Here is a 24,785-nt window from a genome sequence, read left to right as displayed (position 1 = left end):
GTCGATCTCACTTTTTGTTTACGAATGTTTTACATTTAATAAACGCCGAATTTGTCGTATTGTCAACCGATTTTCTATTAAAGCAAAAAAGGGCGGCTTGATATGCTTTTTAACGAATTTGTTACATCTGATTGAAAGGTTGATCTATGACCGATAGTTCGAAGCGAAAAATTCGAATGGGAATGGTAGGGGGCGGCGAGGGTGCATTTATCGGCGCAGTGCATCGCATGGCGGCTCGCCTTGATGGCGACATCGAACTTGTTTGTGGTGCGTTTAGTGGCGATGCAGATAAAAGTCGACAGTTTGGTGAATCCTTGAATCTCGCCCCTTCTCGCTGCTATGGCTCATATGAAGCCATGATGCGAGAGGAAGCTGCATTACCAGCCTCTGAAAAAATGGATTTTGTTGCAGTGGTTACGCCGAATCACTTACATTTTCCTGTAGCCAAATTGGCACTTGAGCAGGGTTTTCACGTGATGTCTGACAAACCTGCCACATTTTCTTATCAAGAGGCCTTACAGCTTAAAAAGACGGTGGATGATACCCAACGCTTATATGGTTTAACTCACGTCTACACCGCATACCCGATGATTCGAGAAGCGCAAGCTAAAGTTCAAAATGGCGAATTAGGTGCCATCAGAAAAATGGTTGTGGAGTACAGCCAAGGGTGGCTGGCCTCAAAAGAGGCAGAAGACGGCAAACAGGCCAAGTGGCGTTTAGATCCCAGCAAGGCAGGTGTGAGTTGCTGCATGGGAGATATCGGCGTTCATGCAGCTAACTTAGTTGAATTTGTGTCTGGGTTGCAGATTACTGCCATTTGCGCCGATTTAACATCGGTCGTACCGGGACGTAGGCTTGATGATGATGGAACCGTGTTGTTGCAGTTTGATAACGGAAGTAAAGGTGTTTTGCTGGCCAGTCAGATTGCCACTGGAGAAGAAAACAACTTGCACCTTCGAATATATGGCGATAAAGCGAGCATCGAGTGGCGGCAGATGTCACCCAATACGTTAATTCTTCGCGATTTGCATGGTCATGCTCAACATATTCGCAGTGGTGTCGGTGCACTGCACCCACAAACACATAGTGCAATGCGTTTGCCCGCCGGACATCCAGAAGGATACTTAGAAGCGTTTGGTAATTTATACGCAGCCTTTGCGCACGCGATTCATGAATACAATAGCACAGACAAAGCGGCTAGGCAGTTTGTGCCTGGGATTAATGAAGCGCTGCGAGGTATGGCGTTTATAGAGCAAGTGGTTGAGGCATCTAATCAACACGTTAAATGGTGTGAATTAAAACAAGGAAGAACGGTATGAAACAAATCAAAGGACCCGCAATTTTTCTTGCGCAATTTCTATCGGACGAGTCGCCGTTCAATACTCTTGAGGGAATGTGTAAGTGGGTGTCTGACATGGGATATAAAGGCATTCAGATTCCCACTTGGGATAGCCGCGTATTCGATCTGGACACTGCCGCAAAAAGCCAGCGTTATTGTGAGGACATTAACGGGTTAGTGCGTAGTTATGGTTTAGAAATCACCGAATTGTCTACCCATCTTCAAGGTCAACTTTTGGTTGTTAACCCAGCGTATGATCGGATGTTTGATGGTTTTGCCCCAGCTAACCTTCGAGGGAATCCAGCACAGCGCGCGCAATGGGCAGCTGAACAATTACGCAATGCAGCTACAGCGAGTCGGTATTTGGGATTAACTAGCCATGCTACCTTCTCTGGTGCGCTGCTATGGCACACCATGTATCCTTGGCCACAGCGGCCTCAAGGGTTGGTGGAGCAGGGCTTTGCAGCATTGGCTGAGCGCTGGTTACCCATTCTTAATGCTTTCGATGATGCGGGTGTCGATGTTTGCTTTGAATTACACCCAGGAGAAGATCTGCATGACGGTGTGACGTTCGAGCGCTTTTTAGAACATTGTGATCATCATCCTCGTGCGAACATTCTTTATGATCCCAGTCATTTCGTACTTCAACAGCTGGACTACCTCAGTTTTATTGATATCTATCATTCGCGTATTAAAGCATTTCACGTAAAGGATGCTGAGTTTACTCCGTCGGGGCGTTCTGGTGTGTACGGTGGCTACCAAAACTGGATTGATCGTCCTGGTAGGTTTCGTTCCCTCGGTGATGGACAGGTAGATTTTTCTAAAATTTTCAGTAAGTTAACACAGTATGGCTTTGATGGATGGGCGGTGTTGGAGTGGGAGTGTTGTATTAAACATCCAGAAGATGGTGCCCGAGAAGGAGCGACATTTATTCGTAATCACTTAATACGTCCGACAGATAAAGCCTTTGATGATTTTGCTCGTGTAGAGCCTGATATCGCTTTAAACAATCATGTGCTGGGCCTGAAGTAGGAGAAAACAAACATGCATGACTATCGTTCACAGTTGTTCAGGTTAAGTTGCGTCGCCCTTACGGTAACGTCTATGACCTTTGCTATTCGTGCGGGGATACTCGGACAGCTTGGTTTAGAATTTGGATTGACCGACACGGAATTAGGCTGGATAAATGCGATGGCATTTTTAGGTTTTCCTGTTGCCACCATGTTTGGCGGAGCCATATACAACGCCATCGGCGCTCGCAAGCTGCTCGTGCTTGCTTTCCTTTGTCACTTTTTAGGCTTAACCCTTACTGTCACAGCTGACGGATTTTGGGGATTACTCATTTCAACCTTTCTCATCGGGTTTGCGAATGGGTCTGTGGAAGCCGGGTGTAACCCGCTTATCGCTGAACTTTACCCTCAAAAGAAAACCACAATGCTTAACCGGTTTCATGTGTGGTTCCCTGGCGGCATCGTCATTGGCGCGATTGCGTCTAATGTGATGACGTCTTGGGGATTGTCATGGCAATGGCAGGTGTCGATTATTTTGCTACCTAATCTTTTGTATGGTGCGATGATGCTGAAAGCGTACTTCCCTGACACCCATGGTTTTGAACACTCTACGATAAGCAACCTAAAACATTTGATTTCGCCTGTGTATTTGTTTTTGGTGCTGTGTATGACATTCACCGCGACAGCTGAATTAGGCACGCAGCAATGGATTGAGCGTATTTTGGGGGCAAGTGGTGCATCGCCGATGCTCATTCTTGCACTTATGGCAGGTTTGATGGCGATTGGTCGTTACTTTGCTGGACCTATCGTGAAAACCTTGAATCCTGCGGGGGTATTGCTGGCGTCTGCTGTTTTGTCTACTGCGGGCATCTATATGTTGTCTCAAGTTAGCGGGGGGGCTGTTTACTTTGCGGTTATTCTGTTTGCGTTGGGGGTGACTTATTTCTGGCCCACCATGCTGGGGTGCGCTGCAGAATATACGCCGAAAACAGGTGCAATGGGAATGTCATTGCTTGGTGGCGCCGGTATGTTCGCAGTCAGTATGTGGAACCCTATTATCGGTAGCTGGATAGACACGGCTCGCGTCAATGCGCAGGCCAGTAACGCCTCTGACACTCAGGTCGGGATTGACGTTGCCCAAGCCGTGTTGTCTAACCTGCTATTTTTTCCTGCCGTACTGATTGTGGCATTTATCGGATTTTATTTTTATGTGGCGAAATGCCACGCCAGTGCAGCTCATGCGCCTTCATCTATATCGAATTAAGGAGATAACAATGAGAAAAACACTACTTGGTTTCGGTTTTGGCACGGTATTGACATTGGCATGTCAAACCAGTTTAGCAGCAACAACGGATAATGCGTTATCGAGTGAAGAGAAATCACAAGGGTGGGAGCTGTTGTTCGATGGGCATTCTCTCGATAAGTGGCGAAATTACAAAGGCCAAACGGTTAGCCCCAAATGGGTTATTGATGATGGTGCCATGCATTTATCGACCAAAGGCGGCGGTGATGTTATCTCTCGCGACACCTACGACAACTTTGACTTGAAGTTAGAGTGGAAAGTATCAAAAGCTGGTAACAGCGGCATTTTTATTCTCGCAGATGAAAAAGGTGGTGCCGTTTACTCTCACGCACCTGAGATACAAATATTGGATAATGAGCGCCACAGCGACAATAAAATCGACTCTCATTTATCAGGGTCGCTATACGATATGGTGGCATCACCAGCACGTTCCCACAAGCCCGCTGGCGAATGGAATCAGGTAAGAATTCAATTATTGGATAAGCATTTACAAGTGTGGCAAAACGGTATTCAAACCACCAGCATTGTGATTGGCAGCACCACGTGGAATAAGCTGGTGGATGCGAGCAAATTCGCGACTTGGAAAGGGTTTGGTGAAAACCATTCTGGCTATATTGGCCTTCAAGATCATGGCGATCCGGTGTGGTTTAGAAATATCAAAATTCGTTCGCTTTAGCGGCTGTGACATTAGGAGTAGATAAGATGACAACACACACTCATGAAGTATTAGTGGTGGGCTCTGGCGCAGGTGGTGCGATGGCGGCCTACACGCTAGCAAACGAAGGACACAAGGTGTTGATGCTCGAAGCTGGGCGAAATTATGATCCTAAAACCGAAACCCCTATGTTCAAACGAAATTCTGACGCGCCATTAATGGGGGCGGGGAACAAAGATAAAAACTTTGGGTTTTATGACGCAACAGTCGATGGAGGCTGGCAAGTACCCGGTGAACCCTATACGCAAGGCAGTGGTTCGGAGTGGATGTGGTGGCGTGCGCGCATGCTGGGTGGGCGTACTAACCATTGGGGGCGCTATTCACTGCGCTTCAGTCAACACGACTTTAAAGGTAAAACACGTGACGGATTGGGCGCAGATTGGCCGATAGATTATGAAGATTTGGCACCTTGGTATGATAAAACAGAAGACATTGTTGGTGTATGTGGCACAAATACTGGATTAGATGACATGCCTCCCTCAGCGGAGGGCGTGCTGATGCCGCCTCCCAAACCTCGTGTGCCAGAGTTGCTGGTTGCTGCGGCTGCAAAAAAGCTGGGTATTCCAGCAGTGCCTATGCACCGTGCAGTGTTAACTCGCCCTAAAGATGATAGAGCGGCATGTTTTTATGCAACGCCTTGTGGTCATGGCTGCTCAATTGGGGCGGCCTTTCAAACTACCACATCCCTTATTCCACTTGCGAAAAAAACAGGCAACCTTGATGTGATCACCGATGCGATGGTGAAACAGGTAAATGTAGATGAACGCGGCAAAGTCACAGGCGTTACCTACGTTGATAAAAACACCAGTGCCGAAAAGTCACTGACTGCAAAAGTAGTCATTCTGGCTGCTAGTGCCTGTGAGTCTGCGCGTATTATGTTGAATTCGAAAAGTAAAGCGCATCCAAAGGGCGTCGCGAATTCCAGTGGACAAATTGGACGCAATTTAATGGATTCCACGGGGGCATATTTGGGAGCGCTTATCCCGACATTAAAAAATCGTCCTCGATACAATGAAGATGGTCATACCGCCAACCATTTGTTTATTCCTTGGTGGGGCCACAAGCAGCATGAAAAAGGCGAATTAGATTTCCCCAGAGGCTACCACTTTGAAATCGGCAGCGGTTTTGGTGAACCGGGAGCATGGGTATCGGGAGACTTAGATGGCTATGGCGCTCCTCTTAAAGCCAGTGTAAGAGAGCATTACGGTGCATACGTCGGATTTGCCCTACGTGGAGAAATGTTGCCCAACAAACATTCATACATGGAAATTGACGATAAGGTAACCGACAAATGGGGTATTCCCGTCGCTAAGTTTCACTTTCAGTGGGCCGAACACGAGCTTAAACAGGTTGAACATGGCCTAAAAACCGCTAAGAAAATTCTAGAAAATATGGGGGCAAAAGTAGGCGAGTTGCCGCCAGCTGAAAAAGCAATTTCTCGCGGAGGCCAGATTATTCACGAAGTGGGCACAACGCGTATGGGCAGTTCACCCAAAGACTCTGTCACAAATCAATGGGGACAAACGTGGGACTGCAATAATCTGTTTGTGATGGATGCTGGGGTTTTTGCTTCCAATCCGCATAAGAATTGCACGTTAACCATTATGACGCTCGCTATGCGTAATGCGTCTTGGTTAAGTGAGCAACTGAATAAGGGAGTCATTTAACATGTCTGAATTACAGCGTCACTTTATGTATCAGCCCGGACTGTCTCGCCGAGATTCGCTTAAAATTATGGGTGCAATCATTGCTGGTACGTCACTTGCCACGATGACAGGCTGCTCGGGGGCAGATCAGATTGTTAGCGGCCGTTCAGCCCATTGGCCAGACTTAACATTAGAGCCGATTACCGCAAAAGGGTACGGTACCGATCCCAATTTGGTTATTCCGCCCGAATCGCCATGGCCGAGAACAATGACGCCCGAGCAGTTAGAAGCCACTGCTATTTTGGCCGATATTATTGTGCCAGCGGAAGGTGGATTTCCGTCTGCGTCCAAGGTGAATGTGCCCGATGTGATTGACGAGTGGGTGAGCGCGCCTTATTCAGGGCAACAACGCGATCGCATTACTATTTTACACTTCTTAGCGTGGATTAACGACGAAGCCACCCTTCGTTTCGAGACGCCTTTCTTGTCGCTTGCTCAAACGCAGCGAATGCAAATCATTGATGATATCGCCTTCAGGGATAAGGTTAATGAGAAGGTCGAGCGTCCAGCTCGTGCGTTTTCACGATTGCGCAGTTTGGTTTTATCTGCCTATTTCTGCTCACGAGAAGGATGGCAAGATATTGGCTACAAAGGCAATGTTGCCATTGCTGGAGATTATCCGGGGCCGACTGAGGAAGCCAATGCTCACCTTAACTCTGCACTTCAAGCGTTGGGACTGACTGCCTATGCGTATACTGACGCGTAGCTGAATACGCTGTTTTTCTCAAAAAACACTCGGCTTTTTTTAAAGATCCTCAATGGTTGTGCATACAATGATTGAGGATTTTTTATGCCTGAATGATTTGTAATGTTTGGTCGTGTCTCGCAATTGTGATGCAAAGGGCGTGATGCAGGCGTGTACTTTTGCGTGGCGTCACCGACCAAAATATATACCCATTTATAGATAACAATACGGCATAAGATTCAAGTTACGTTCTCAATGTAATACACTGATTCCGGCTAAGGACTAACGTTCTTATTTAAAATCATTGTCAAGGAATTAAGACATGCGATATGCGCTTGCTAAGGGATTGGGCCTTTTCTTAACGCTAATCTCTCTATTTGTTTATGCCGATAATGTTTCGCTAGTAGAAGACGCTACCTTTATTCGAAGTAAAGGAGCTCCATCAACTGAGCATCTGGAGTTTGCCGGACATCCCTCTTCTAGGTACGTCGTTATGCAAGTGTATAATGGCGGGCTAAACCATAGTTCTACGCGCGTATCTGCGGCAAAAATCTGGTTAAACGGCAAGCGCATATTATCGGAACGTGATTTCAATAAGCAGGTGACATTGATCGAACGGCGGGTTTCTCTGCGTGATGTCAACCAACTTGCAGTGCAACTGAAAGGCACGCCAGGCGGAACGTTGGTTATTAACATAAGAGGTGAAATTGACAATCGATTACCCGTAATATCGTCTAAACCTGTCATGCAGGCGCAGGAAGATAATGAATATGGTTACCAAGTACTGGCCACTGATGCAGATGCACTCAACACTTTATCTTATGCTCTAAATAAAGCGCCTCAAGGAATGACAATTAATGGGGCATCGGGGTTGATTACATGGTTACCTCGTCAGCAAGATGTAGGGGCTGTCGAGGTGTCTATTTCTGTTAGTGATCCTGAAGAAGGAGCAGTAACACAATCTTTCCAGTTAACTGTACGTAATCAAAATGACTCGCCGAATATTACTTCAGCGCCATTAACACACGCGACAGAAGGTCGTGTTTATCAATATCAAGTGGTTGCGGAAGATGAAGACATAGAAGATACATTACGCTACTCACTTCAAAGTGCACCGAACAGTATGCAAATTGATGCTGCTACAGGGTTGATAACATGGTTGCCCGAAGATTCAGATGTTGGAGAGCGTTCCGTCGTTGTAACGGTAATGGATGCTGAAGGCGCTTATGATAGTCAAGCCTACACTGTCAATGTTTCAAATATTAATGATGCCCCGTATTTTACGTCTTTGCCGATAACACACATAAATGAAGATGCCGCGTATGACTATACGGTAACCTATAGGGATAAAGATATTGGTGATGAGGTGACGCTATCACTAATTAATGGCCCAGCAACGATGATGTTAGCGCCGACAACCAATAGTCTGACTTGGTTTCCTGTTCAGAAAGATGTTGGTATGCATAAGGTTGTCCTTAGGGTAGAAGATATAGCAGGAGCTTATGAAGAGCAGTGGTTTACGCTGACAGTTGCAAATGTAAATGACGCTCCTGAAATAGTGACAATCGAGCCTCAACAGATTGAAGCAACGCAAACCCTATCTCTACATATTGAGGCGACCGACGAAGATGGCGATAGTTTAACGTATAAACTCATAAATGCCCCACAAGGCGCTGTCATTGAAGATAACACGGGTAAGTTTAGCTGGACTCCTGAAGTGAGCCAGCAAGGACATTATCAGATTACGATTGCGGTTTCAGACGAACAAACAACCACCACTACAACATTTGACGTTGAAGTTATCGAGCCACCATTTAGTGCCCCAGTGTTTATCGATGATCCTAATTTGGTTACCGTGACAGGAAAGCCATTTGTTTATCAAGTTCAGCTTGAACAGTTTGAAAACGTGACGTTCCAATTGGATAAACAACCAGATGGTGTATCTATCAACGCTGCTACTGGCGAAATTTCATGGGATGCGCCCAGTGAGGGAGTATATTCGTTTGATGTCAAAGCCAGCATTTCAGAATCAATATTTACATCACAATCATATCAACTGAGCGTACTAAACGCTGAGCCTAGCCATGAAGGTTCAGATTTTTGGCTGGCATTTGGAACCAATCATTTATCTTCACACTCAGGAAACTTGTTTCTGTATGTTTCCTCTCAGCATCATGCCCAAGGAGTAATTGACGTTCCATTACAAGGACTATCTTTCCCATTCAATGTTGAGGCTGGGCAAACAAAACGCATTGATATTCCCCCTGAGGTGTATGCGAAAAACAGCCTCAAACGTTCTCAGGATGTTGGTATTCACGTTACAACAGATAGAAACGTTGTGTTGTATGCGTTGAATCAAAAGCCCGATTCAATGGATGGTTTTCTCGTTTACCCAACTGATTCGCTTGGCAGTAGGCACAGGCTAATGACGTACGATGGCGGTCAAGTATATTTCGTCGCAACGGAAGATGACACGCAAGTCAGTTTGACCTATCAAGAAACGGTAAAGTTAGTTGCTGATGGCAGTATGGGCAATACGACAATCCAGAAAAAAGGTGACATGTTGACGGTCGACCTAAATGCGGGTGAAGTCTACAGCTTGGAAGCCAATCAAATGAGTGGTGGCACGCTGACAGGATCGTTAGTTGAGAGTAATAAACCAATAGCTGTGTTTTCAGGTAATGAGTGTGTTTTTGTTCCAACGGGAATTCAAGCATGTGACCATTTGATTGAACAAATGCCACCGACTAAGTATTGGGGGCTGACTTACTACAGTTCACCATTTGCCAAGCGTTTTGGTGGAGACACTTTCCGAATAATAGCTGATACAGACAAGACGGAAATTAGTATCAACGGTGAACATATCATTACACTAGACGCTGGCGAGTACGTGGAAGACACGCTAACAGAAAATGCTGCTTTTTCAGCTAATCATCCGTTCCTTGTTGCGCAATACTCTAAAGGACTTGAAACCGATTACGACCAAAATCAAGCGTTCGGCGACCCATTTATGGTTGTGTTAACGCCTAAGGAACAGTTAGTCAGCCAGTATCAATTCGCAACAACTGATCAGAATATTGATTTTAATTTCGTAAATATCATTATCGAATCACGTTTGCTGCCTAGTTTGAGGCTTAATGGTGCTGAAGTTGACGCAACCTTATTTACCGACGTCCACTCGACGGGGCATGTAGCAGCTTCTTTGCTTGTCGATGAGGGAGCACATAAAGTAACGGCAGATGGGCCATTCTCTGCCTATATCTACGGATACGGTGATGCGGATTCGTACGGTTATCAGGGAGGTATTCGATTACCAAGATTCTCCAATTCACTCGAACTTGCTGTTATTACGGACACGTCCGACGCCTATATAGGTGAGCAAGTTTGCATTGATATCAGTGTTAAACGTGATGCATTACCCCTAATTGGTGCTCGGATAGATATTGACACGCCTAACGCAGCTACAAAGCGTTCATACTATGTTACCGATTCAAATGGCAAATCAAATCACTGTTATTACGGTCTATTTCCTCAAAAAGAAATCATTGAGGTGTCAGTTGGTGAAACAACCACGGCGCTGACCATCGACTGGCAAGCAGGCTCTAGCTCAGAGAATCGCCCACCTCAAATTGTATCTATTCCGAAAACCAGTGTTCAGGTAGGGAATTCATATCAGTACGACGTGTTTGCTGTAGATCTTAATGCAGAGGACACCCTTACCTACGAACTGCTCAATGGGCCTGATGGAATGCAATTGGTTGGTTCACAGGTGGTTTGGTCGCCCTTAGCCACGGATGTAGGAAAGCATGATGTGTTGGTGGGTGTTGTCGATGCTTCAGGTCTAAGTGGTACACAAGCATTTACGTTAAACGCTTTTGTAGGGAACCGCGCCCCTGAGTTGGTGAGTGACATCACTCAACTTAAAGCTTACGTAGGCGTTTTTTACAATCAACGTATTGCTGTAAATGATCCTGATGGTGACACTGTATATTGTGATATCACGGGTACACTCTATCAGCGGGTTGCTAATCCAGGCACGTGTGCTTCTGGCGCGTTGTCTTTCTTGCCTAAGGAAAGCGACATTGGTATTCATCAAGTGACTATCAGGTTATTTGACAGAACGGGGGCGGTGTCAGAGTATTCTTACGAATTAGAGGTTGTGTTAAACAGAGCACCTGAACTCATCGCCTATCCTCAGGCATATGCAAAAGTCGGCGATAGTTATCAGTCTGAGATAAAGGTGTCTGACCCGGATGGGGATAACCTTGTCTATTCGATAACCCGTGTGTTTAATCCCGGTACAAATTCTCTCGCTTCTCCAGCCAATCTTACTATTGACGCAGAGACAGGTGTAGTGTCTTTTACCCCAAGCAATGAGCGATTGGGCACATACGAGATCACAGTTCGTGCATCGGACAATATCACTTCACGCCTTTTTACGTTTCCAGTCACGGTATCTGCTCAGGAGCAACCTTTTACCGCTGGTATTTCGCCTCAATCCCATTTTGTAGCACCTTCACAACCCATCACGTTATCTGCATCGGTTAGCGGTGCTGCAAGTAATGTAACGTTTGAATTAACCGTTAACGGAGAGCAGGTTGGCTTAGATGAAAACGGCACAGTTGTATTTGAAGATACGGCCGTCGTCGGATTATACGATCTTTCGCTTGTCGCTACAGACAAGAGTGGAAATATAGCAACAGCCACTGGGTATTTCGCTGTGAGCGACGGGTCAGATACGGTAGAGCCAGTTGCGAAAATGCATGCTCCTGAAGATACGTCAACAGTTACCAAACTCAGAGATATTGTAATTACGGCAACTGACAATCAGCAGTTAGCTGAATGGCGCTTATATAGCCAATCTGTCTCCAGCAAAAACAACCCCGTATTAATAGCGAGCGGGCGAACACCAGTAGAGTCACAGTCGGTGTATGAATTTGACCCTTCTATGTTTACCAATGGCATGTATCGCATTCAACTTGATGTCTTTGATACAGCGGGTAACCGAACTACTGACGTTGCTAATGTGTTGGTAGACGGTAATCTTAAAGTTGGCAATTTCACATACTCAGTTAACGAATTCACCGTGCCATTGGCCGGGTTACCAATCTCAATCACGCGCACCTATGACAGCCGAAACAAGGGAGAGTTTGGTGACTTCGGCTATGGTTGGAATCTAGACTATAACTTGGTTAAAACTGAAAAAAGCAGGCAGCTCGGAAAGGCTTGGCAACTCAATGAGTTTACGAGCGGACCGCTTGGTGCGCTTCGCACTTATTGTGTTCAGTCTCAGGGCGATATTCTGATTGCAGTGACCCTACCAAACGATGATGTTGAACGATTCAAAGTGAAAGCCAGCCCTGAATGTAATGAGGCAGTGCCAATTTTGGATGTTGCATTGACGTTCGAACCAATCGGCGATACACAGTCCACACTTGCTTTGAAAAACAGCCGACAGGTCAGGTTGGTCAATAACCACTTAGAAGATTTGGGAACAAGCTTAACTTATGACGAAAACGCGTTTGTTTTAACATCGCGAGAGGGGTTTCAGTACGACTTCGTTGCAGGTGGAAGTGTCTCTCAGATTGTTGACCCCAACGGCAATACGCTTACTTTCGACAGCACAGGTATTACTCACAGTAGTGGCAAGAAAATCACCTTTAATCGCTCGAGTGATGGCCGCATTAATTCTATTTTTACCCCAGAAAATAAGCGCTACACTTATTCATATTCATTTGATAAAAACTTGATTCGAGCTCTAAAGCCGGTACGTTCAGAGTTTGAGGAATATACATATAACTTCCGCCACGGGCTGGTTGATATTATCGACTCGCTGGGGCGTACGCGTGTTAAAAATATATACGGTAGTGACGGGCGTCTGATTGCCCAGGAAGATACTGACGGCAATCGCACAGAATTTGATCACGATATTTCGGGTCAACAGTCAGTAATAACAGACCGAAACGGAAATATCACAAGCTACTACTACGATGACAGAGGAAACGTTACCACCTTAGTTAATGCCTTAAACGAACGCACACATTACACCTACGACGCTCGGGATAACCAGCTGACAGAGACGAACTCTCTTGGTCACACAATCACACGCACGTTTAATGCGCAGAATGACCTGTTAACAGTAAAAGATGAAGAAGGCAACGAAACGCGCTACACCTACAACGAGCGTGGTCAGGAGCTGAGTATCACCGATGCCAACGGTAACGTGTTTAACAACACATATGATGCAATAGGAAACCTACTGCGTGTTGAAGACCCCAACGGAAATTTGGCTGGAAATAGTATTAATCACGCGGGATTGGTAACCCTGACTCAGAACGGTCTCGGTCATCAAACGAAGTTCAGCTATGACGAGCAGGGTAATAAGACCCGCCAAGACAACCCTGACGGGTCAGCTACGACTTATACCTATAATGGTGATAATCAACTTACTACCAAGATTTTGTTTCGAACCACGGCCGATGCCAGCATCAGTGAGGATGCCATTCAATACCGTTACGATAACGTAGGGCGTTTGACTAGTGAACAAGATGGCGAGGGATTGCTACAAAGTGTTAGCTACGATGCGATGGGTAACAAGCGCAGTGAATACGATGGGTTGGTTAGTCTTAGTCATGAGTATGACGTTTATCATCGCCTGCTTAAAACTCACTATTCAGACGAAAGCTTTGAACAGTTCACCTACGATCCAGAGGGGAACAGATTAAGCGAAACTGACCGAAATGGAAACGTTACCACCCATACATATGACAAGCTCAATCGTGTAGTAAAAACGACTTACGACGATGGCAGCTTTATTACAATGCGTTATGACGAAGCGGGCTACTTGGCTTCAGAAACAGATGAGAATGGAAGCACCACCACGTTTACGTACGATAAAGCAGGCCAAAGAATTACTACAACCAATGCGTTAGGCCAAGAATGGCACTATGCCTATGATGGTAACGGTAATGTAATCACTGAAATAGATCCGCTGGGCCGAACGACTTCTTATACGTACGACAAATTAGACAGGCGAATTAGCACCACGTTCGAAGATGCGACTTCGTTATCTGACGGTTTTGACGCCTTGGGTCGAAATATTAGTAAAACGGATCAGAATGCGCGGACGATTCACTACACTTACGATGAAATCGGTCGACTTACGCTAGTAAAGGATGGGCTAAATCAGGAGACGCGTTACCATTACGACGAAGCGGGCAATAAAATCGCACAGATTGATGCTCAAGGACGCAAAACCCAGTGGGAATATGACAGCCGCGGCAGAGTAACCGCGAGAATTTTACCGATGGGCCAAAGGGAAACATTTGAATATGACCGCGCAGACAATGTCATCAAACATGTCAATTTTAACGGCCAAACAATCAACTATAGCTATGAAAGAAGCGCTTCGCGTGTAATGTCAGTCAGTGGACCAGATATTCGTGAGACGTTTCGCTACGATGCAAATGGAAATCGCACCTACGCTAAAAACCACAGTGGCGAATACCATTATAAATATGACAATCGAGACCAGTTAATAGAAGAGGTACAACCTAACGGCGCCACTATCGCATATGGCTATGATGCTGCTGGTAACAAAACCAACATGACTACAACCTATGTTAATGGCGATGTGCGCTCGGAAACCTACTCCTATGATGCGCTGAATCGGTTAATATCGGTTACGGATAACGCGCAGCAAACTACCACCTTCGCGTATGATGCGGTTGGAAACCAAACACATATTTATTACGCGAACGGATTAACCAGTGTGACCGCTTATGATGCGCTTAACCGGCCAACCTCGGTTACCACGATTGATGCGGACGAGAATGTACTGACCAGTTATACCTATACGCTGGATAACACCGGTCGCAGAACAAGCATTGTTGAGCATACAGGCCGACAAAGCACTTTCACCTATGACGATGTGTATCGACTCACTGCAGAAACCATAACTGATGCCTTCAATGGCGATTACAATGCAACGTACACCTACGATAACGTTGGCAATCGGACAAGTAGCCTTATCAATGGTGTGAGTACAACATACACCTATGATGACAATGACCGTCTGCTCTCAGAAGGAGATAACCGTTATACGTACGATGCGCAGGGTAATCTCACCGAACAAACCGATGGCGCTATCACCAAAACCTATACCTACAACACCAATCAGCGATTGATGCAGTTTAGTGATAGTATCAGAACGGTAGAATTTGAATACAACGTGGATGCTATTCGTGTCGCCAAGTCAATTGACGGCGTTAACACTGACTATATTGTGGATAGCAATCAGGCCTATCAGCAAGTCATTGCCGAGCAAGACGCAAGTAATAGCATTCTCAAAGAGTACCTCTATGGAAATGACCTCATTAGTCAAAACGAGTCCGATGCTTATACATACTTCCACTACGATAGTTTAGGCACGACGCGAACGCTATCTGACAGTCAGGCACAAATCACAGACGCGTATACATACGAAGCATTCGGTACACTCCTGAATCAAACGGGCTCAACAGATAACGACTATCTGTTTACCGGTGAACAGTATGATTCTGAATTAGATAACTATTACCTACGTGCACGTTATTACGACCAGAATGTAGGGCGGTTTACGCAGATGGATACTTGGATGGGTGTTGATGATGAACCAATTACACTCAATAAATATATTTACGCCTATTCAGACGGGGTTAACTTTATCGATCCTACAGGGATGTTTGGTTTGGGAGATATAATGGCCGCTCGAACAACTCAGAATATATTGAGAAATATTCAGACAGTAGGAAGAGCAATACCTGGTCACTCAGGTGCTGTAACTGGGCGCAAGTTAATTTGGAATGGCGGTTGCTTTATCGTGGAAGAGCTAGCTGAAAGCTATATCTCCAGAGCGATTGGTCTTTATGTTTTTGATGATACGAAGATCAACAAACCATACGTTGGTCAATCTAGAGCTAACGTTGTAACACGAATAAGAGCACACTTTAGGAAGAGCAGAACTGATATTGCGAATTTAACCCATATTTTACCTGTAGAAATTGCGCCTAGTGTTGCCGACAAGTTAGATGATGTTTTAGATGCTTTGGAGCAGTCTTTCATTGACGATTTGGATGGGCCTGGAGGCAAATCAAGCGGGAAAAATTCTCGAGGGAAATCAGCGAACAAACGCAATCAGTTCAATACTGAAAAAAGAAAAGACCTTGCGAAGTTAATGAAAAAATTCAAAATATGCCCGACAGGATAAAGCAGCATGGGTAACAAAATAAGACATAAATATTTGGAGTCTCTTGATCTTAACGAGTTGCAAATACACGGTAAGTTAGAAAAAGAAGATCTTGAAGAAATCTTTTCAAATAACTTTGAATCAATATGGGTGCCGCATGAAGACGTTTCTATACTTGGGACGATCACGAAAGAGTTAAATCATGTGAAAGCAATAAGATACTGCCCATATGAGAATCAAGATATATCGTGGATAAATGAATTGCCGAATCTTGAATACCTCTATTTAGAGGGACCGATGAAAGGTGTAATTGATTTTAATAACTTCAAGAAAATAAAAGAGCTAGACATTGAGTTCTGTAGAACCACAAAGTCAATTCTTACTTCGTCAATTAAGCCAAAAATTTTAGGTTTAAGTAAATTTAAAGGTCCGCTTGAGAGTTTGCCGCACAGTTTATTCGAAAGTGTTAACAGCTTGTTATTAGCTTCTTCCTCGGTAGGCAATTTAGACGGGCTTTCAAAATTTTCGAATATAAGCTCTTTGACTCTTGAGCGAAATTTAAAATTAACCAATATTGATGGGTTAGCTTTCCATCCTGAGTTGAAAGAGTTTTATATTTCTGGCTCAAATAAGATTTCTGACTATTCGGTTTTGAGTCTCCTGACATCACTTGAAGAGTTTTATTTTATGAATAAATCTATTCCGTCTCTTAAATTACTCAAATCAGACAAGCTAAAGTTCGTTGAGTTAGGAGACTCAACAACAGTTGAAGACATGGACATCAAAGCTCTTTTGGAAATCCCGTCGATGAGAAGAGCTATTTTTAGCAAACGAAAAGGTTACTCGATGGGTGCTGTTGAAATGAAAGAGATCTTAGACAAAAGAAATAATTGTTAATTGCTAATTTTTTTAGACAAAATTTGACATTGAATTTGGTCCAAAATAACGTCCTTTTCTGGTCCACGCGTTTATCACCTTGCGGTCCAAAACCGGTTCTGCGCTGGTCCAGAAGGGGTAGATTTCCCCGCAGCGCGTTAATGAATGGCTAAAGATTCGAAGATGTTTGTTGGATAGCTCAAAGTTGATCGACCTCTGTGGCGGTTGTTGATGAATTTTTTATAAAAACTGTCTAGTAAAGTCTGGTCGATCATTCGGTACACTCCTGAACCAAACGGGCTCAACAGATAACGACTATCTGTTTACCGGTGAACAGTATGATTCTGAATTAGATAACTATTACCTACGTGCACGTTATTACGACCAGAATGTAGGGCGGTTTACGCAGATGGATACTTGGATGGGAAATACCCTGATACCAAGTTCGCTGAACAAATTTGTTTATGCCGAATCAGATCCAGTCAACAATTATGATCCATCAGGGAACTTCCTGGTTAGCTCTGGATTAAATAATACGATCAGATCCGCATTACTAGCGGCTAGGATTAATGCGAAATCCTATATAAGTATATTCTCCAATCAGGTTGGTAAAGCGCAAGTTAAACGTAACTTCAGTCAGCTAAATAGATACACAAGAAGAAGTGGCATTAAAAAACGTGTCAAAGATGAAATTCCAACCGGTTTAGAAGAGGCGAAAGTTATGTTAGAAGTAAAACTTGGAGCAGGAATAGGTATTGGATTTAATGTGAAAGTGCTACCTAGATTAATAAGGGCCTATGGCGAAGGTAAGTGGATTAAAAGATCTCATGACAATGGTCAGCCTGGTTCAGGTAAAAAGAATAAGAGGAAAGGTATCGCGGGGCGCCGTGTCGAAGTGCATTATTTTTATAATATTACACATCGATATGGTGTGGAATATTAGTTTAAAGTTCGATTGGGGAAATGATAAATGTCTATATATTTGGTAGCGAGTCCCTCATCAATAGATGAAATAATAGAATCACAAACAGATATAGGTTTTTGCAACTTAGCTAAATCTTACGATGGAAAATACGGAGTTTACGAATTAGATAAGCGCCTAGATTTTAACAGTCAGGAATTAACGTATCTCTCAAAAGATCAAGAAGAAAAGATAGAAAAGTTAAAGATATCTAATCCCGTTATTCTAGGCATGGTGAGAGATGAAATGTTAGTTGAAAAATACATTTCTCGGTCGAAATTTTTGGCGGATTACTTTGAAAATGTTTCCTATTTTCTTGGTCAAGGTATTAAATCTATTAGGGTCAAGTGTTTAATAGATATCGCCGATTTTGAAAAAGGAGAATTATGTTGGGGTGCAGTAAACATTGAGAATGGAAAAAAAACAGTTGAAGTGCTTTCTGATGATTACTTTTTATACGAAACAGATGGCAATGATGTTGAGATAATTTAATTATGCTTTGTATTTTATGCTTTCCAGAAATTTTGTTTATACAAACTGATACATGAAAATTACATATGAAGCTTGGCAGGATGATAATGGTGTTACCTTTGCGGACCAAGAAGGAATAAAGCAGTTTAAGGACAAAGGGTTATTTTTTGGGAAAGCGAAGTTGCTACACACTATAGTCGCGGATACACCAGAGGAAGCAATGGCTGCTCATCATATTAAGATGGGTTGGGAACCTTATAAACCACCAGAGGATTAGTGACTTTATATAGTAAGGCAGTAATTGCTAGCTGGGTACATCTGTAACATGTCTGGTCCAAAACAGGTTCCGTGTTGGTCCAGAAGGCTGGGATTTGCCACCTAGATAATCCCTGATTTTGGACCAGCATGTGCTAATTGTCAGTAACACGATGATTATTGCCTTGGACCAAGTGTGGTGAAAACTTTTATCTGCGGCGCGTTAATGAATGGATAGAGATTCGTAGATGTTTGTTGGATAGCTCAAAGTTGATCGACCTCTGTGGCGGTTGTCGATGAATTTTTTATAAAAGCTGCCTAGCAAAGTCTGGTCGATCATTCGGTACACTCCTGAACCAAACGGGCTCAACAGATAACGACTATCTGTTTACCGGTGAACAGTATGATTCTGAATTAGATAACTATTACCTAAGTGCACGTTATTACGACCGGAGCGTGGGTCGGTTTACGCAGATGGATACTTATCAGGGACGAATGGGCGAACCGCTTACCCTGCATAAGTACATGTATACTCATGCTGATCCTATTAATATTATTGATCCGACAGGGCATTTTTCGATTGCTTCAACGGTTAGGGCGCTGGATGCTGCTGCATCTCTGGCAAGCCGAGCAAGTGTCGCTGTCGACGTGTTCAGTTCGACAATGAATAGTGAAGAAGTTACTCCACAACAAGTTGGTATGGCGACGTTAGTTGGTATGAGTAGTTCAGCAAAATTAGTCAAGCTTTTCGCTAAAAAACTATGTTCAAAAATTAGGTGTATAGTTCCTATTCTTGATGATAAGCACATATTTCATGGTGAAATTAAAAGAAGAACTGCCCAAGGATTTCACAGCACGGCAATAGTAGGTACTCAGCATAGTGCAGGTTCATCGCATGTCTCTGAAGTGCTTTGGAAGAAACCTAATGGCGTCTATAAAGCATGGGTTAACGTTGCAGACTATAAGACTGGCAGGTTTAGAAGAAAGAAATCAACTATGTTTCCTGATTCTTGGAGTAGATCTGCGGTCGGCGCGTCTCTATATCTTGGCTGGCTGAAGAATAGAGCAAAAAGTAAGGGAACTTTAAATATGGGAGTTGTAAAAGTTCAGTATTACGTAAAAGATGGAATTTGGTTACAAGGACACCCGTTGAGGTAATTAATCTATATGTCTATAAGTGTTTATGAATACAGAAGTGAAGAGGAACATGTAGGTAATCTAATGTTAATTTCTTCTGAAAAAAACATGGTTGAAATAAAAGAAATATTAAAAGCTCTTTGGATTGAAGCGGAAAACTACAGCTCCGGTACACCAAATTCAAAAAAAGAAAAAGACTTTGAAGATTTTTACCAGTCAATATCGTTAGTAAAAATCAGTAAGGCAGAAAGTGAGTATAAAATATCTTCTGTAGTGAATAGGTTATCTAAATTTGAGCCTAAAACAAATGTTCGTTTAGATGTTGCTCTAGTCAGAAACATAAATTTTGAAGAGTCATATTTAATCGAGGAAAGTTTTTCTAGCCTTCTTATGCTTTTTATTGGTCAGCGAGAGTGCTACATGTTTTCTTGGGTTGATGTTATTTAAATTCGTTTTTTAAATGGATAAATTGCAGCTATCAATATATTCAGTTTGGTCCAAACTGGTAATACTCTAAGGCAAGCTATTACAAATGCGCAAGCTTTAGCAAGTGCACGTTGTGTTAGTGGAACTCAAGCTCGACACTGTAAACCCCGTCAATGTTGGAAAGGCCGGGCGTTAATTCAGTGCCCAAGAGGAAACAACTAACTTATGATAAATAAATTACTTATTCGTTTAGTAAAGGGGTCTTATGAGCCTTGAATTTTTGAATATAGATTTTGATCTAAAATCTAAAAACAATATTAATTTACTTGTGGGTGAGCTGAAAAGTAACTTAGTAGTAATGAACGAAGGCTTTTTAGAGGGTCACAGTCATTATTCTTTTGAATTGGCAGGCTTGAACGGTGATGAGCAGTATTTGTTAGATATGTATTTCTCAATATTTAATGATTTATCTGAAGAAGCAAAGATGCAATGGAAAAGCTGTGAAACCAAGAATTTTGATTTTGGATATGAAGGACATTTAGAAAAAAGCTCATGCCAAATAGAAATTAGTGATTCGATGATTTCCAAAATGAATAAAATGGGAGCTAGTTTTACGGTGACACTATATAAATCAGATGCCATAGAATAAATAGAAGCGGTAGAACAAAAACGCCATGAAATCGCAAGATATTTGATTAAAAGCAGTGTTGATGCAAGGATAGCAAATGACGATGGAATTTCTCACATGAGTTTATTGAAGAAGTGTAGCAGTGTTTTTCACGCTGTAATGTTTGTACCTTGATTGGTCCACACGTTTATCATTTTTTTAGTCCAAAGCGGGTTTCTGCTTGGTCCAGAAGGGTGGGGTTTTCCACGTGGATAAACCCTGATTTTGGATCAGTATGCGCTAATTGTCTTTGACACGATGATTATTGCCTTGGATCAGAGAGTGACAAACAATTGGACCAAATACGGCAAAAAATTTCCCCACTGCGCGTTAATGAATGGCTAAAGATTCGAAGATGTTTGTTGGATAGCTCAAAGTTGAACGACCTCTGTGCCGGTTGTCGATGAATTTTTTATAAAAACTGTCTAGTAAAGTCTGGTCGATCATTCGGTACACTCCTGAATCAAACGGGCTCAACAGATAACGACTATCTGTTTACCAGTGAACAGTATGATTCTGAATTAGATAGCTATTACCTGAGAGCGAGATATTACAACCAAGGAGTCGGGCGGTTTACGCAGATGGATACTTGGATGGGACGTCTAACAAATCCAATTACACTTAATAAATATATTTACGCAGATGCTGAACCATCAAACAAATTTGATCCAACAGGGCATTTTAGTATGGCATCGACTATGAGAGCTGTTGATATTACAGCTATGTTAGCGACGAGAGCGAACGTTGTAGTTGATGTGTTCAGTTTTGGCTACCAATGGCGGTGACAATGCCTCTCCATTAAACATAGGCTCTGGAATCCTTTTAGGGATGCTACCAGCCGCACCTGCATTAAAGATAATGCGACTTTCCAATAAGCGTAAAAAGGTTCATGGAAATAGTAAAAATAGTGGGAAGCGACAACATTTATATAGAATTGATGATGTACAAGACTTTGATATTTACAAATATGGTATAAGTGGTGGTGCGTTAAATAAAAATGGATCGTCAAAGAGAGCAAATGCTCAGGTAAATAAACTCAATAAAAAGGTTAGAGCTAAAAGGTATGTGTCAGTTGTGATGTTTAGTGACCTACCAAATAGGTTGGCCGCATTGGCTGCTGAGAAAGCGCTAGTTTGTGCATATTATAAAGCTAATGGGCACAATCCTGAAGGTAATAAACGGCCAACTTGCTATTAAGGTAAAACAATGAATAAGTACTTACGTGAAATCGAAATACATTTATCTAAGCATTTTGGAAAAGAGGCCGCATTCCAATTTGCTACAGATACTAAAGAAATATCGGATTATCTATATAAAACACTTAAAAAAAATGTAACAGGTAACTTCGGGAAAATTGTAGTTAAGCTTTCTCGAAAAGAGGTTTTGGATGAATGGAAGTCTCCAAAATACATTGATGATGTTTTAAGCGGTGTCTTCATAATTCAATTACCCTTTGAATATGATACTTATTGTTGCGCTTCAATTGAAAATAAAAAGGCAATGGTTTCGAAAATTCTACAGAAAGAGATAGCCACTCTGCCGAAGCAATGTGGTATTGATAAAGAGAATGCTCTTAAATATCTGAAAAATGCCCTGAATAAAGCTGGTTATTACTAGCCTTACATACTTCGGAATCAATGTTTTTAAACAAGCCAAGAATGTACAGGCTCGAAGCAGCCAGCACGCTACCGCCGGCAGAGTAAAGGCAAAAGCGTTCTTAAGTAGTTTTCCAGTCACAGTTCGTGACAATGGAAAGATTAAGGATGCACTAGATATCTTGGAGAAGTGGGTGTTAGAGGTACTACTTGAAGAAGCTGGATACGACAAAAGTGGAAAAATTAAAAATGCTCCTGTAGGTAACCAAAAGAATGTTATTGGTAAAAATAGACCCAAATTACAAAAAGCATTAAGCAAGGCAAAGTTATGCGGTTAGATAGTGGGGCAAGATTTGAATATAGAAAATCAACAAGTGGCCACCCTGATTACATAGTTAATCAAGATAAATACGCTAGAATTTTAAAATTACTTGTGAAGTGGGATGACCGTATATTCGAAGAGATTGAAGCGGGAAAATTCGCTAAGTTGGAAATAGATTATGGCGAGTGGGGCAATCTGGACTTTCTCTGTGATCCAAGGTTTAAAAACATCCAGCACCTTGGTATTTCGAGAAGTGCAGAGATTACCTCTTTGGACAACATAAATTGCTTAACAAATCTGAATAAATTGGGCGTTGGGCTATGGGATAGAAAAAAAAGTATTGTTTTATCTCTACCTGAGCTTAAAAAGCTGGATTCGCTTAGTGTTTGTGATGTTAATTTGGATTTCAATAATATCGCGTCTGCAAATTCAATTATTGATTTAGATTTGGCAAATGTTGGTTTAAAAGATTTGGGCGTTCTATCCCAATTTGCCAGCCTAAATGCTTTTGGAATTGGCAATGAATCCAAAATTAAAGATTTAAGTGGTCTTTCAGTGCTCAAAAAATTGAAATACTTAAATGTAGGCTTTTTACCATGTGAATCATTGGTGTGTATCGATGAACTCCCTGTTCTAGAAGAGCTATGGATTATCGAAATGCGCAAGCTGGAAAGTGTTAAAGTTGAGTCAGTGCATTCTATTTTAAATAACCTCTTTATCAACGCTTGTGGCCGGTTAAATGACTACAGCTTCATCTCCAAATTTATAGGTATTGAAAAGCTGGGAATTTCTTGTAAAGAAGTTAATTCATTGTCTTTTATTAAAGATTTGCCAAAACTTTGTTCCTTTCATTTTGGTAATAGCAAGGTAGTAGATGGAGACCTTTCTTTTTTAGATGTACACAAAGACACCGCTGATATCGGTTTTGGCAATAAACGGCATTACAACCGAAAAAGTAACGAATATCGGAACTCCTAATCTCACGATAGTTAGAACTCAAAGCAGAATTAACGATCGCTGTGGTCCAATCCGATGTCCTTTATTGGTCCACGCGTTTATCACGTTCTGGTCCAAAGTGGGTTCCAGGTTGGTCCAGAAGGGTGGGATTTTCCACATAGATAATCCCTGATATTGGACCATTGTGTGCTAATCGTCTTTGACACGATGATTATTGCCTTGGACCAAGTGTGGCAAAATTTTTATCTATGGCGCGTTAATGTATGGCTAAAGATTCGAATATATTTGTTGGATAGCTCAAAGTTGAACGACCTCTGTGCCGGTTGTCGATGAATTTTTTATAAAAACTGTCTAGTAAAGTTTGGTCGATCATTCGGTACACTCCTGAACCAAGCGGGCTCAACAGATAACGACTATCTGTTTACTGGTGAACAGTATGATTCTGAATTAGATAGCTATTACCTACGTGCACGTTACTACGACCAGAGCGTGGGTCGGTTTACGCAGATGGATGAGTTCGAAGGAGTAGATACAAACCCAGCGTCACTACATAAATATTTTTACGGTAACGGAGACCCGATAAATAACTATGACCCAAGCGGATATGTCACTCTTCAGAACATTGGTATTTCATTAAGAATCAATTCGATACTCGTTAAATCATCGACTTCTGCTATTGGGCGATCGGCATTAACGAATGCACTTACTGGCACTGGAGGAAGAAAAGCTTTTGGTATAGTTGGAAACGAGATAATTGGTTTAGCAAAGTTTACTTGAGATTTTACTTCAAGAAGCTGCTGGCAGGACTTTCAAAAGTGCTGCAACCAAAGGAACCGCTGCCCAAAGAGAGTTTGAAAACTTGATTAAAGGAATAAATAAGAAGTATAAAAAGTTTGGGTTGCGAGTTGTGTCCGAAGTATTTCGTGATAAAGGAACAGGAAGCAAGGTAAAACGCAGACATTCGGGTTCAATAGGAATTGGCGTAGTCATTTTAGATATTTGAACTGGCAAAACTTTGTTGGCATTCGATTTGAAAACGGGTAGAGGTGGCTCTAAAAAGAGGAATTCTAAGTTGACAAGTGTTTTTGATGGGAGTGACATAATTGAAATTCTCGTTACTAAGAAGTAGTAATA

Annotated in this window: 21 protein-coding genes; 20 read left to right on the top strand and 1 reads right to left on the bottom strand. The window is 42.7% G+C overall.

Annotation, left to right across the window (positions count from 1 at the left end):
* The first annotated feature begins 146 nt into the window (after window positions 1-146).
* The 20 genes from OE749_RS12495 to OE749_RS12405 all read left to right on the top strand — a co-directional run bounded on the left by OE749_RS12495 (window position 147) and on the right by OE749_RS12405 (window position 24,428).
* The gene (locus tag OE749_RS12495) at window positions 147-1,319 is read left to right on the top strand and encodes a Gfo/Idh/MocA family protein (RefSeq protein WP_263712803.1); all 1,173 of its coding nucleotides are present in this window, start codon (window positions 147-149) and stop codon (window positions 1,317-1,319) included.
* The gene (locus OE749_RS12490) at window positions 1,316-2,371 is read left to right on the top strand and encodes a sugar phosphate isomerase/epimerase family protein (RefSeq protein ID WP_263712802.1); all 1,056 of its coding nucleotides are present in this window, start codon (window positions 1,316-1,318) and stop codon (window positions 2,369-2,371) included. The genes OE749_RS12495 and OE749_RS12490 overlap by 4 nt, the downstream gene beginning before the upstream one ends.
* Window positions 2,372-2,383: 12 nt before the next feature.
* Entirely contained in the window at window positions 2,384-3,613 is a 1,230-nt protein-coding gene (locus OE749_RS12485) for an MFS transporter (RefSeq protein WP_263712801.1), read from the top strand.
* 10 nt (window positions 3,614-3,623) lie between these two features.
* Complete coding sequence (locus OE749_RS12480) at window positions 3,624-4,328, top strand: 3-keto-disaccharide hydrolase (RefSeq protein WP_263712800.1); 705 nt, start codon at window positions 3,624-3,626, stop codon at window positions 4,326-4,328.
* A gap of 26 nt (window positions 4,329-4,354) precedes the next feature.
* Window positions 4,355-6,034 carry a GMC family oxidoreductase gene (locus OE749_RS12475; protein ID WP_263712799.1) on the top strand — a complete coding sequence of 560 codons (1,680 nt, stop codon included), beginning with the start codon at window positions 4,355-4,357 and terminating at the stop codon, window positions 6,032-6,034.
* A gap of 1 nt (window position 6,035) precedes the next feature.
* Entirely contained in the window at window positions 6,036-6,779 is a 744-nt protein-coding gene (locus OE749_RS12470) for a gluconate 2-dehydrogenase subunit 3 family protein (RefSeq protein WP_263712798.1), read from the top strand.
* 301 nt (window positions 6,780-7,080) lie between these two features.
* Window positions 7,081-16,005, top strand: a complete 8,925-nt coding sequence (locus OE749_RS12465; RefSeq protein WP_263712797.1) for a putative Ig domain-containing protein — start codon at window positions 7,081-7,083, stop codon at window positions 16,003-16,005.
* A gap of 6 nt (window positions 16,006-16,011) precedes the next feature.
* Complete coding sequence (locus OE749_RS12460) at window positions 16,012-16,881, top strand: leucine-rich repeat domain-containing protein (RefSeq protein ID WP_263712796.1); 870 nt, start codon at window positions 16,012-16,014, stop codon at window positions 16,879-16,881.
* Window positions 16,882-17,095: 214 nt separating this feature from the next.
* A complete protein-coding gene (locus tag OE749_RS12455; RefSeq protein WP_263712929.1) occupies window positions 17,096-17,803 on the top strand; it encodes an RHS repeat-associated core domain-containing protein in 708 nt (235 codons plus the stop codon).
* A gap of 27 nt (window positions 17,804-17,830) precedes the next feature.
* Complete coding sequence (locus OE749_RS12450) at window positions 17,831-18,313, top strand: hypothetical protein (protein ID WP_263712795.1); 483 nt, start codon at window positions 17,831-17,833, stop codon at window positions 18,311-18,313.
* Window positions 18,314-18,365: 52 nt separating this feature from the next.
* A complete protein-coding gene (locus OE749_RS12445; protein WP_263712794.1) occupies window positions 18,366-18,569 on the top strand; it encodes a hypothetical protein in 204 nt (67 codons plus the stop codon).
* 278 nt (window positions 18,570-18,847) lie between these two features.
* Window positions 18,848-19,705, top strand: a complete 858-nt coding sequence (locus tag OE749_RS12440) for an RHS repeat-associated core domain-containing protein (RefSeq protein WP_263712928.1) — start codon at window positions 18,848-18,850, stop codon at window positions 19,703-19,705.
* 9 nt (window positions 19,706-19,714) lie between these two features.
* Window positions 19,715-20,131 (top strand): hypothetical protein, encoded by a 417-nt coding sequence (locus OE749_RS12435; RefSeq protein WP_263712793.1) that lies wholly within the window; start codon window positions 19,715-19,717, stop codon window positions 20,129-20,131.
* A 244-nt stretch (window positions 20,132-20,375) separates the two neighbouring features.
* Complete coding sequence (locus OE749_RS12430; protein ID WP_263712792.1) at window positions 20,376-20,759, top strand: hypothetical protein; 384 nt, start codon at window positions 20,376-20,378, stop codon at window positions 20,757-20,759.
* Between the two features lie 425 nt (window positions 20,760-21,184).
* The gene (locus tag OE749_RS18610) at window positions 21,185-21,562 is read left to right on the top strand and encodes an RHS repeat-associated core domain-containing protein (protein ID WP_404828177.1); all 378 of its coding nucleotides are present in this window, start codon (window positions 21,185-21,187) and stop codon (window positions 21,560-21,562) included.
* The gene (locus OE749_RS12425; RefSeq protein ID WP_263712791.1) at window positions 21,543-21,974 is read left to right on the top strand and encodes a hypothetical protein; all 432 of its coding nucleotides are present in this window, start codon (window positions 21,543-21,545) and stop codon (window positions 21,972-21,974) included. Before OE749_RS18610 ends, OE749_RS12425 begins: the two co-directional genes overlap by 20 nt.
* A gap of 9 nt (window positions 21,975-21,983) precedes the next feature.
* Window positions 21,984-22,394 (top strand): hypothetical protein, encoded by a 411-nt coding sequence (locus tag OE749_RS12420; RefSeq protein WP_263712790.1) that lies wholly within the window; start codon window positions 21,984-21,986, stop codon window positions 22,392-22,394.
* Window positions 22,395-22,566: 172 nt separating this feature from the next.
* Window positions 22,567-22,710 carry a hypothetical protein gene (locus OE749_RS12415; RefSeq protein ID WP_263712789.1) on the top strand — a complete coding sequence of 48 codons (144 nt, stop codon included), beginning with the start codon at window positions 22,567-22,569 and terminating at the stop codon, window positions 22,708-22,710.
* On the top strand, window positions 22,701-23,672 hold the full coding sequence (locus OE749_RS12410; RefSeq protein ID WP_263712788.1) for a leucine-rich repeat domain-containing protein: 972 nt from the start codon (window positions 22,701-22,703) through the stop codon (window positions 23,670-23,672). The genes OE749_RS12415 and OE749_RS12410 overlap by 10 nt, the downstream gene beginning before the upstream one ends.
* A gap of 312 nt (window positions 23,673-23,984) precedes the next feature.
* A complete protein-coding gene (locus OE749_RS12405) occupies window positions 23,985-24,428 on the top strand; it encodes an RHS repeat-associated core domain-containing protein (RefSeq protein ID WP_263712927.1) in 444 nt (147 codons plus the stop codon).
* 9 nt (window positions 24,429-24,437) lie between these two features.
* On the opposite strand, the gene OE749_RS12400 is transcribed toward OE749_RS12405, so the two are convergent.
* Window positions 24,438-24,752, bottom strand: coding sequence for a hypothetical protein (locus OE749_RS12400; RefSeq protein WP_263712787.1), 315 nt, complete (start codon window positions 24,750-24,752; stop codon window positions 24,438-24,440).
* Window positions 24,753-24,785 lie beyond the last annotated feature (33 nt).

Source organism: Fluctibacter corallii, from assembly GCF_025751585.1.
Lineage (GTDB): Bacteria > Pseudomonadota > Gammaproteobacteria > Enterobacterales > Alteromonadaceae > Fluctibacter_A > Fluctibacter_A corallii.
This window is presented reverse-complemented; position numbering and strand designations above follow the sequence as displayed.

What these genes read in the sequence shown, in the direction of transcription:
- OE749_RS12460 (WP_263712796.1), top strand. Translation starts at nt 16,012, where the DNA reads ATGGGTAACAAAATAAGACATAAATATTTGGAGTCTCTTGATCTTAAC.
- OE749_RS12480 (WP_263712800.1), top strand. Translation starts at nt 3,624, where the DNA reads ATGAGAAAAACACTACTTGGTTTCGGTTTTGGCACGGTATTGACATTG.
- OE749_RS12400 (WP_263712787.1), bottom strand. Translation starts at nt 24,752, where the DNA reads ATGTCACTCCCATCAAAAACACTTGTCAACTTAGAATTCCTCTTTTTA.
- OE749_RS12420 (WP_263712790.1), top strand. Translation starts at nt 21,984, where the DNA reads ATGAATAAGTACTTACGTGAAATCGAAATACATTTATCTAAGCATTTT.
- OE749_RS12465 (WP_263712797.1), top strand. Translation starts at nt 7,081, where the DNA reads ATGCGATATGCGCTTGCTAAGGGATTGGGCCTTTTCTTAACGCTAATC.
- OE749_RS12430 (WP_263712792.1), top strand. Translation starts at nt 20,376, where the DNA reads ATGAGCCTTGAATTTTTGAATATAGATTTTGATCTAAAATCTAAAAAC.
- OE749_RS12410 (WP_263712788.1), top strand. Translation starts at nt 22,701, where the DNA reads ATGCGGTTAGATAGTGGGGCAAGATTTGAATATAGAAAATCAACAAGT.
- OE749_RS12475 (WP_263712799.1), top strand. Translation starts at nt 4,355, where the DNA reads ATGACAACACACACTCATGAAGTATTAGTGGTGGGCTCTGGCGCAGGT.
- OE749_RS12470 (WP_263712798.1), top strand. Translation starts at nt 6,036, where the DNA reads ATGTCTGAATTACAGCGTCACTTTATGTATCAGCCCGGACTGTCTCGC.
- OE749_RS12495 (WP_263712803.1), top strand. Translation starts at nt 147, where the DNA reads ATGACCGATAGTTCGAAGCGAAAAATTCGAATGGGAATGGTAGGGGGC.
- OE749_RS12485 (WP_263712801.1), top strand. Translation starts at nt 2,384, where the DNA reads ATGCATGACTATCGTTCACAGTTGTTCAGGTTAAGTTGCGTCGCCCTT.
- OE749_RS12490 (WP_263712802.1), top strand. Translation starts at nt 1,316, where the DNA reads ATGAAACAAATCAAAGGACCCGCAATTTTTCTTGCGCAATTTCTATCG.
- OE749_RS12445 (WP_263712794.1), top strand. Translation starts at nt 18,366, where the DNA reads ATGAAAATTACATATGAAGCTTGGCAGGATGATAATGGTGTTACCTTT.
- OE749_RS12435 (WP_263712793.1), top strand. Translation starts at nt 19,715, where the DNA reads ATGTCTATAAGTGTTTATGAATACAGAAGTGAAGAGGAACATGTAGGT.
- OE749_RS12450 (WP_263712795.1), top strand. Translation starts at nt 17,831, where the DNA reads ATGTCTATATATTTGGTAGCGAGTCCCTCATCAATAGATGAAATAATA.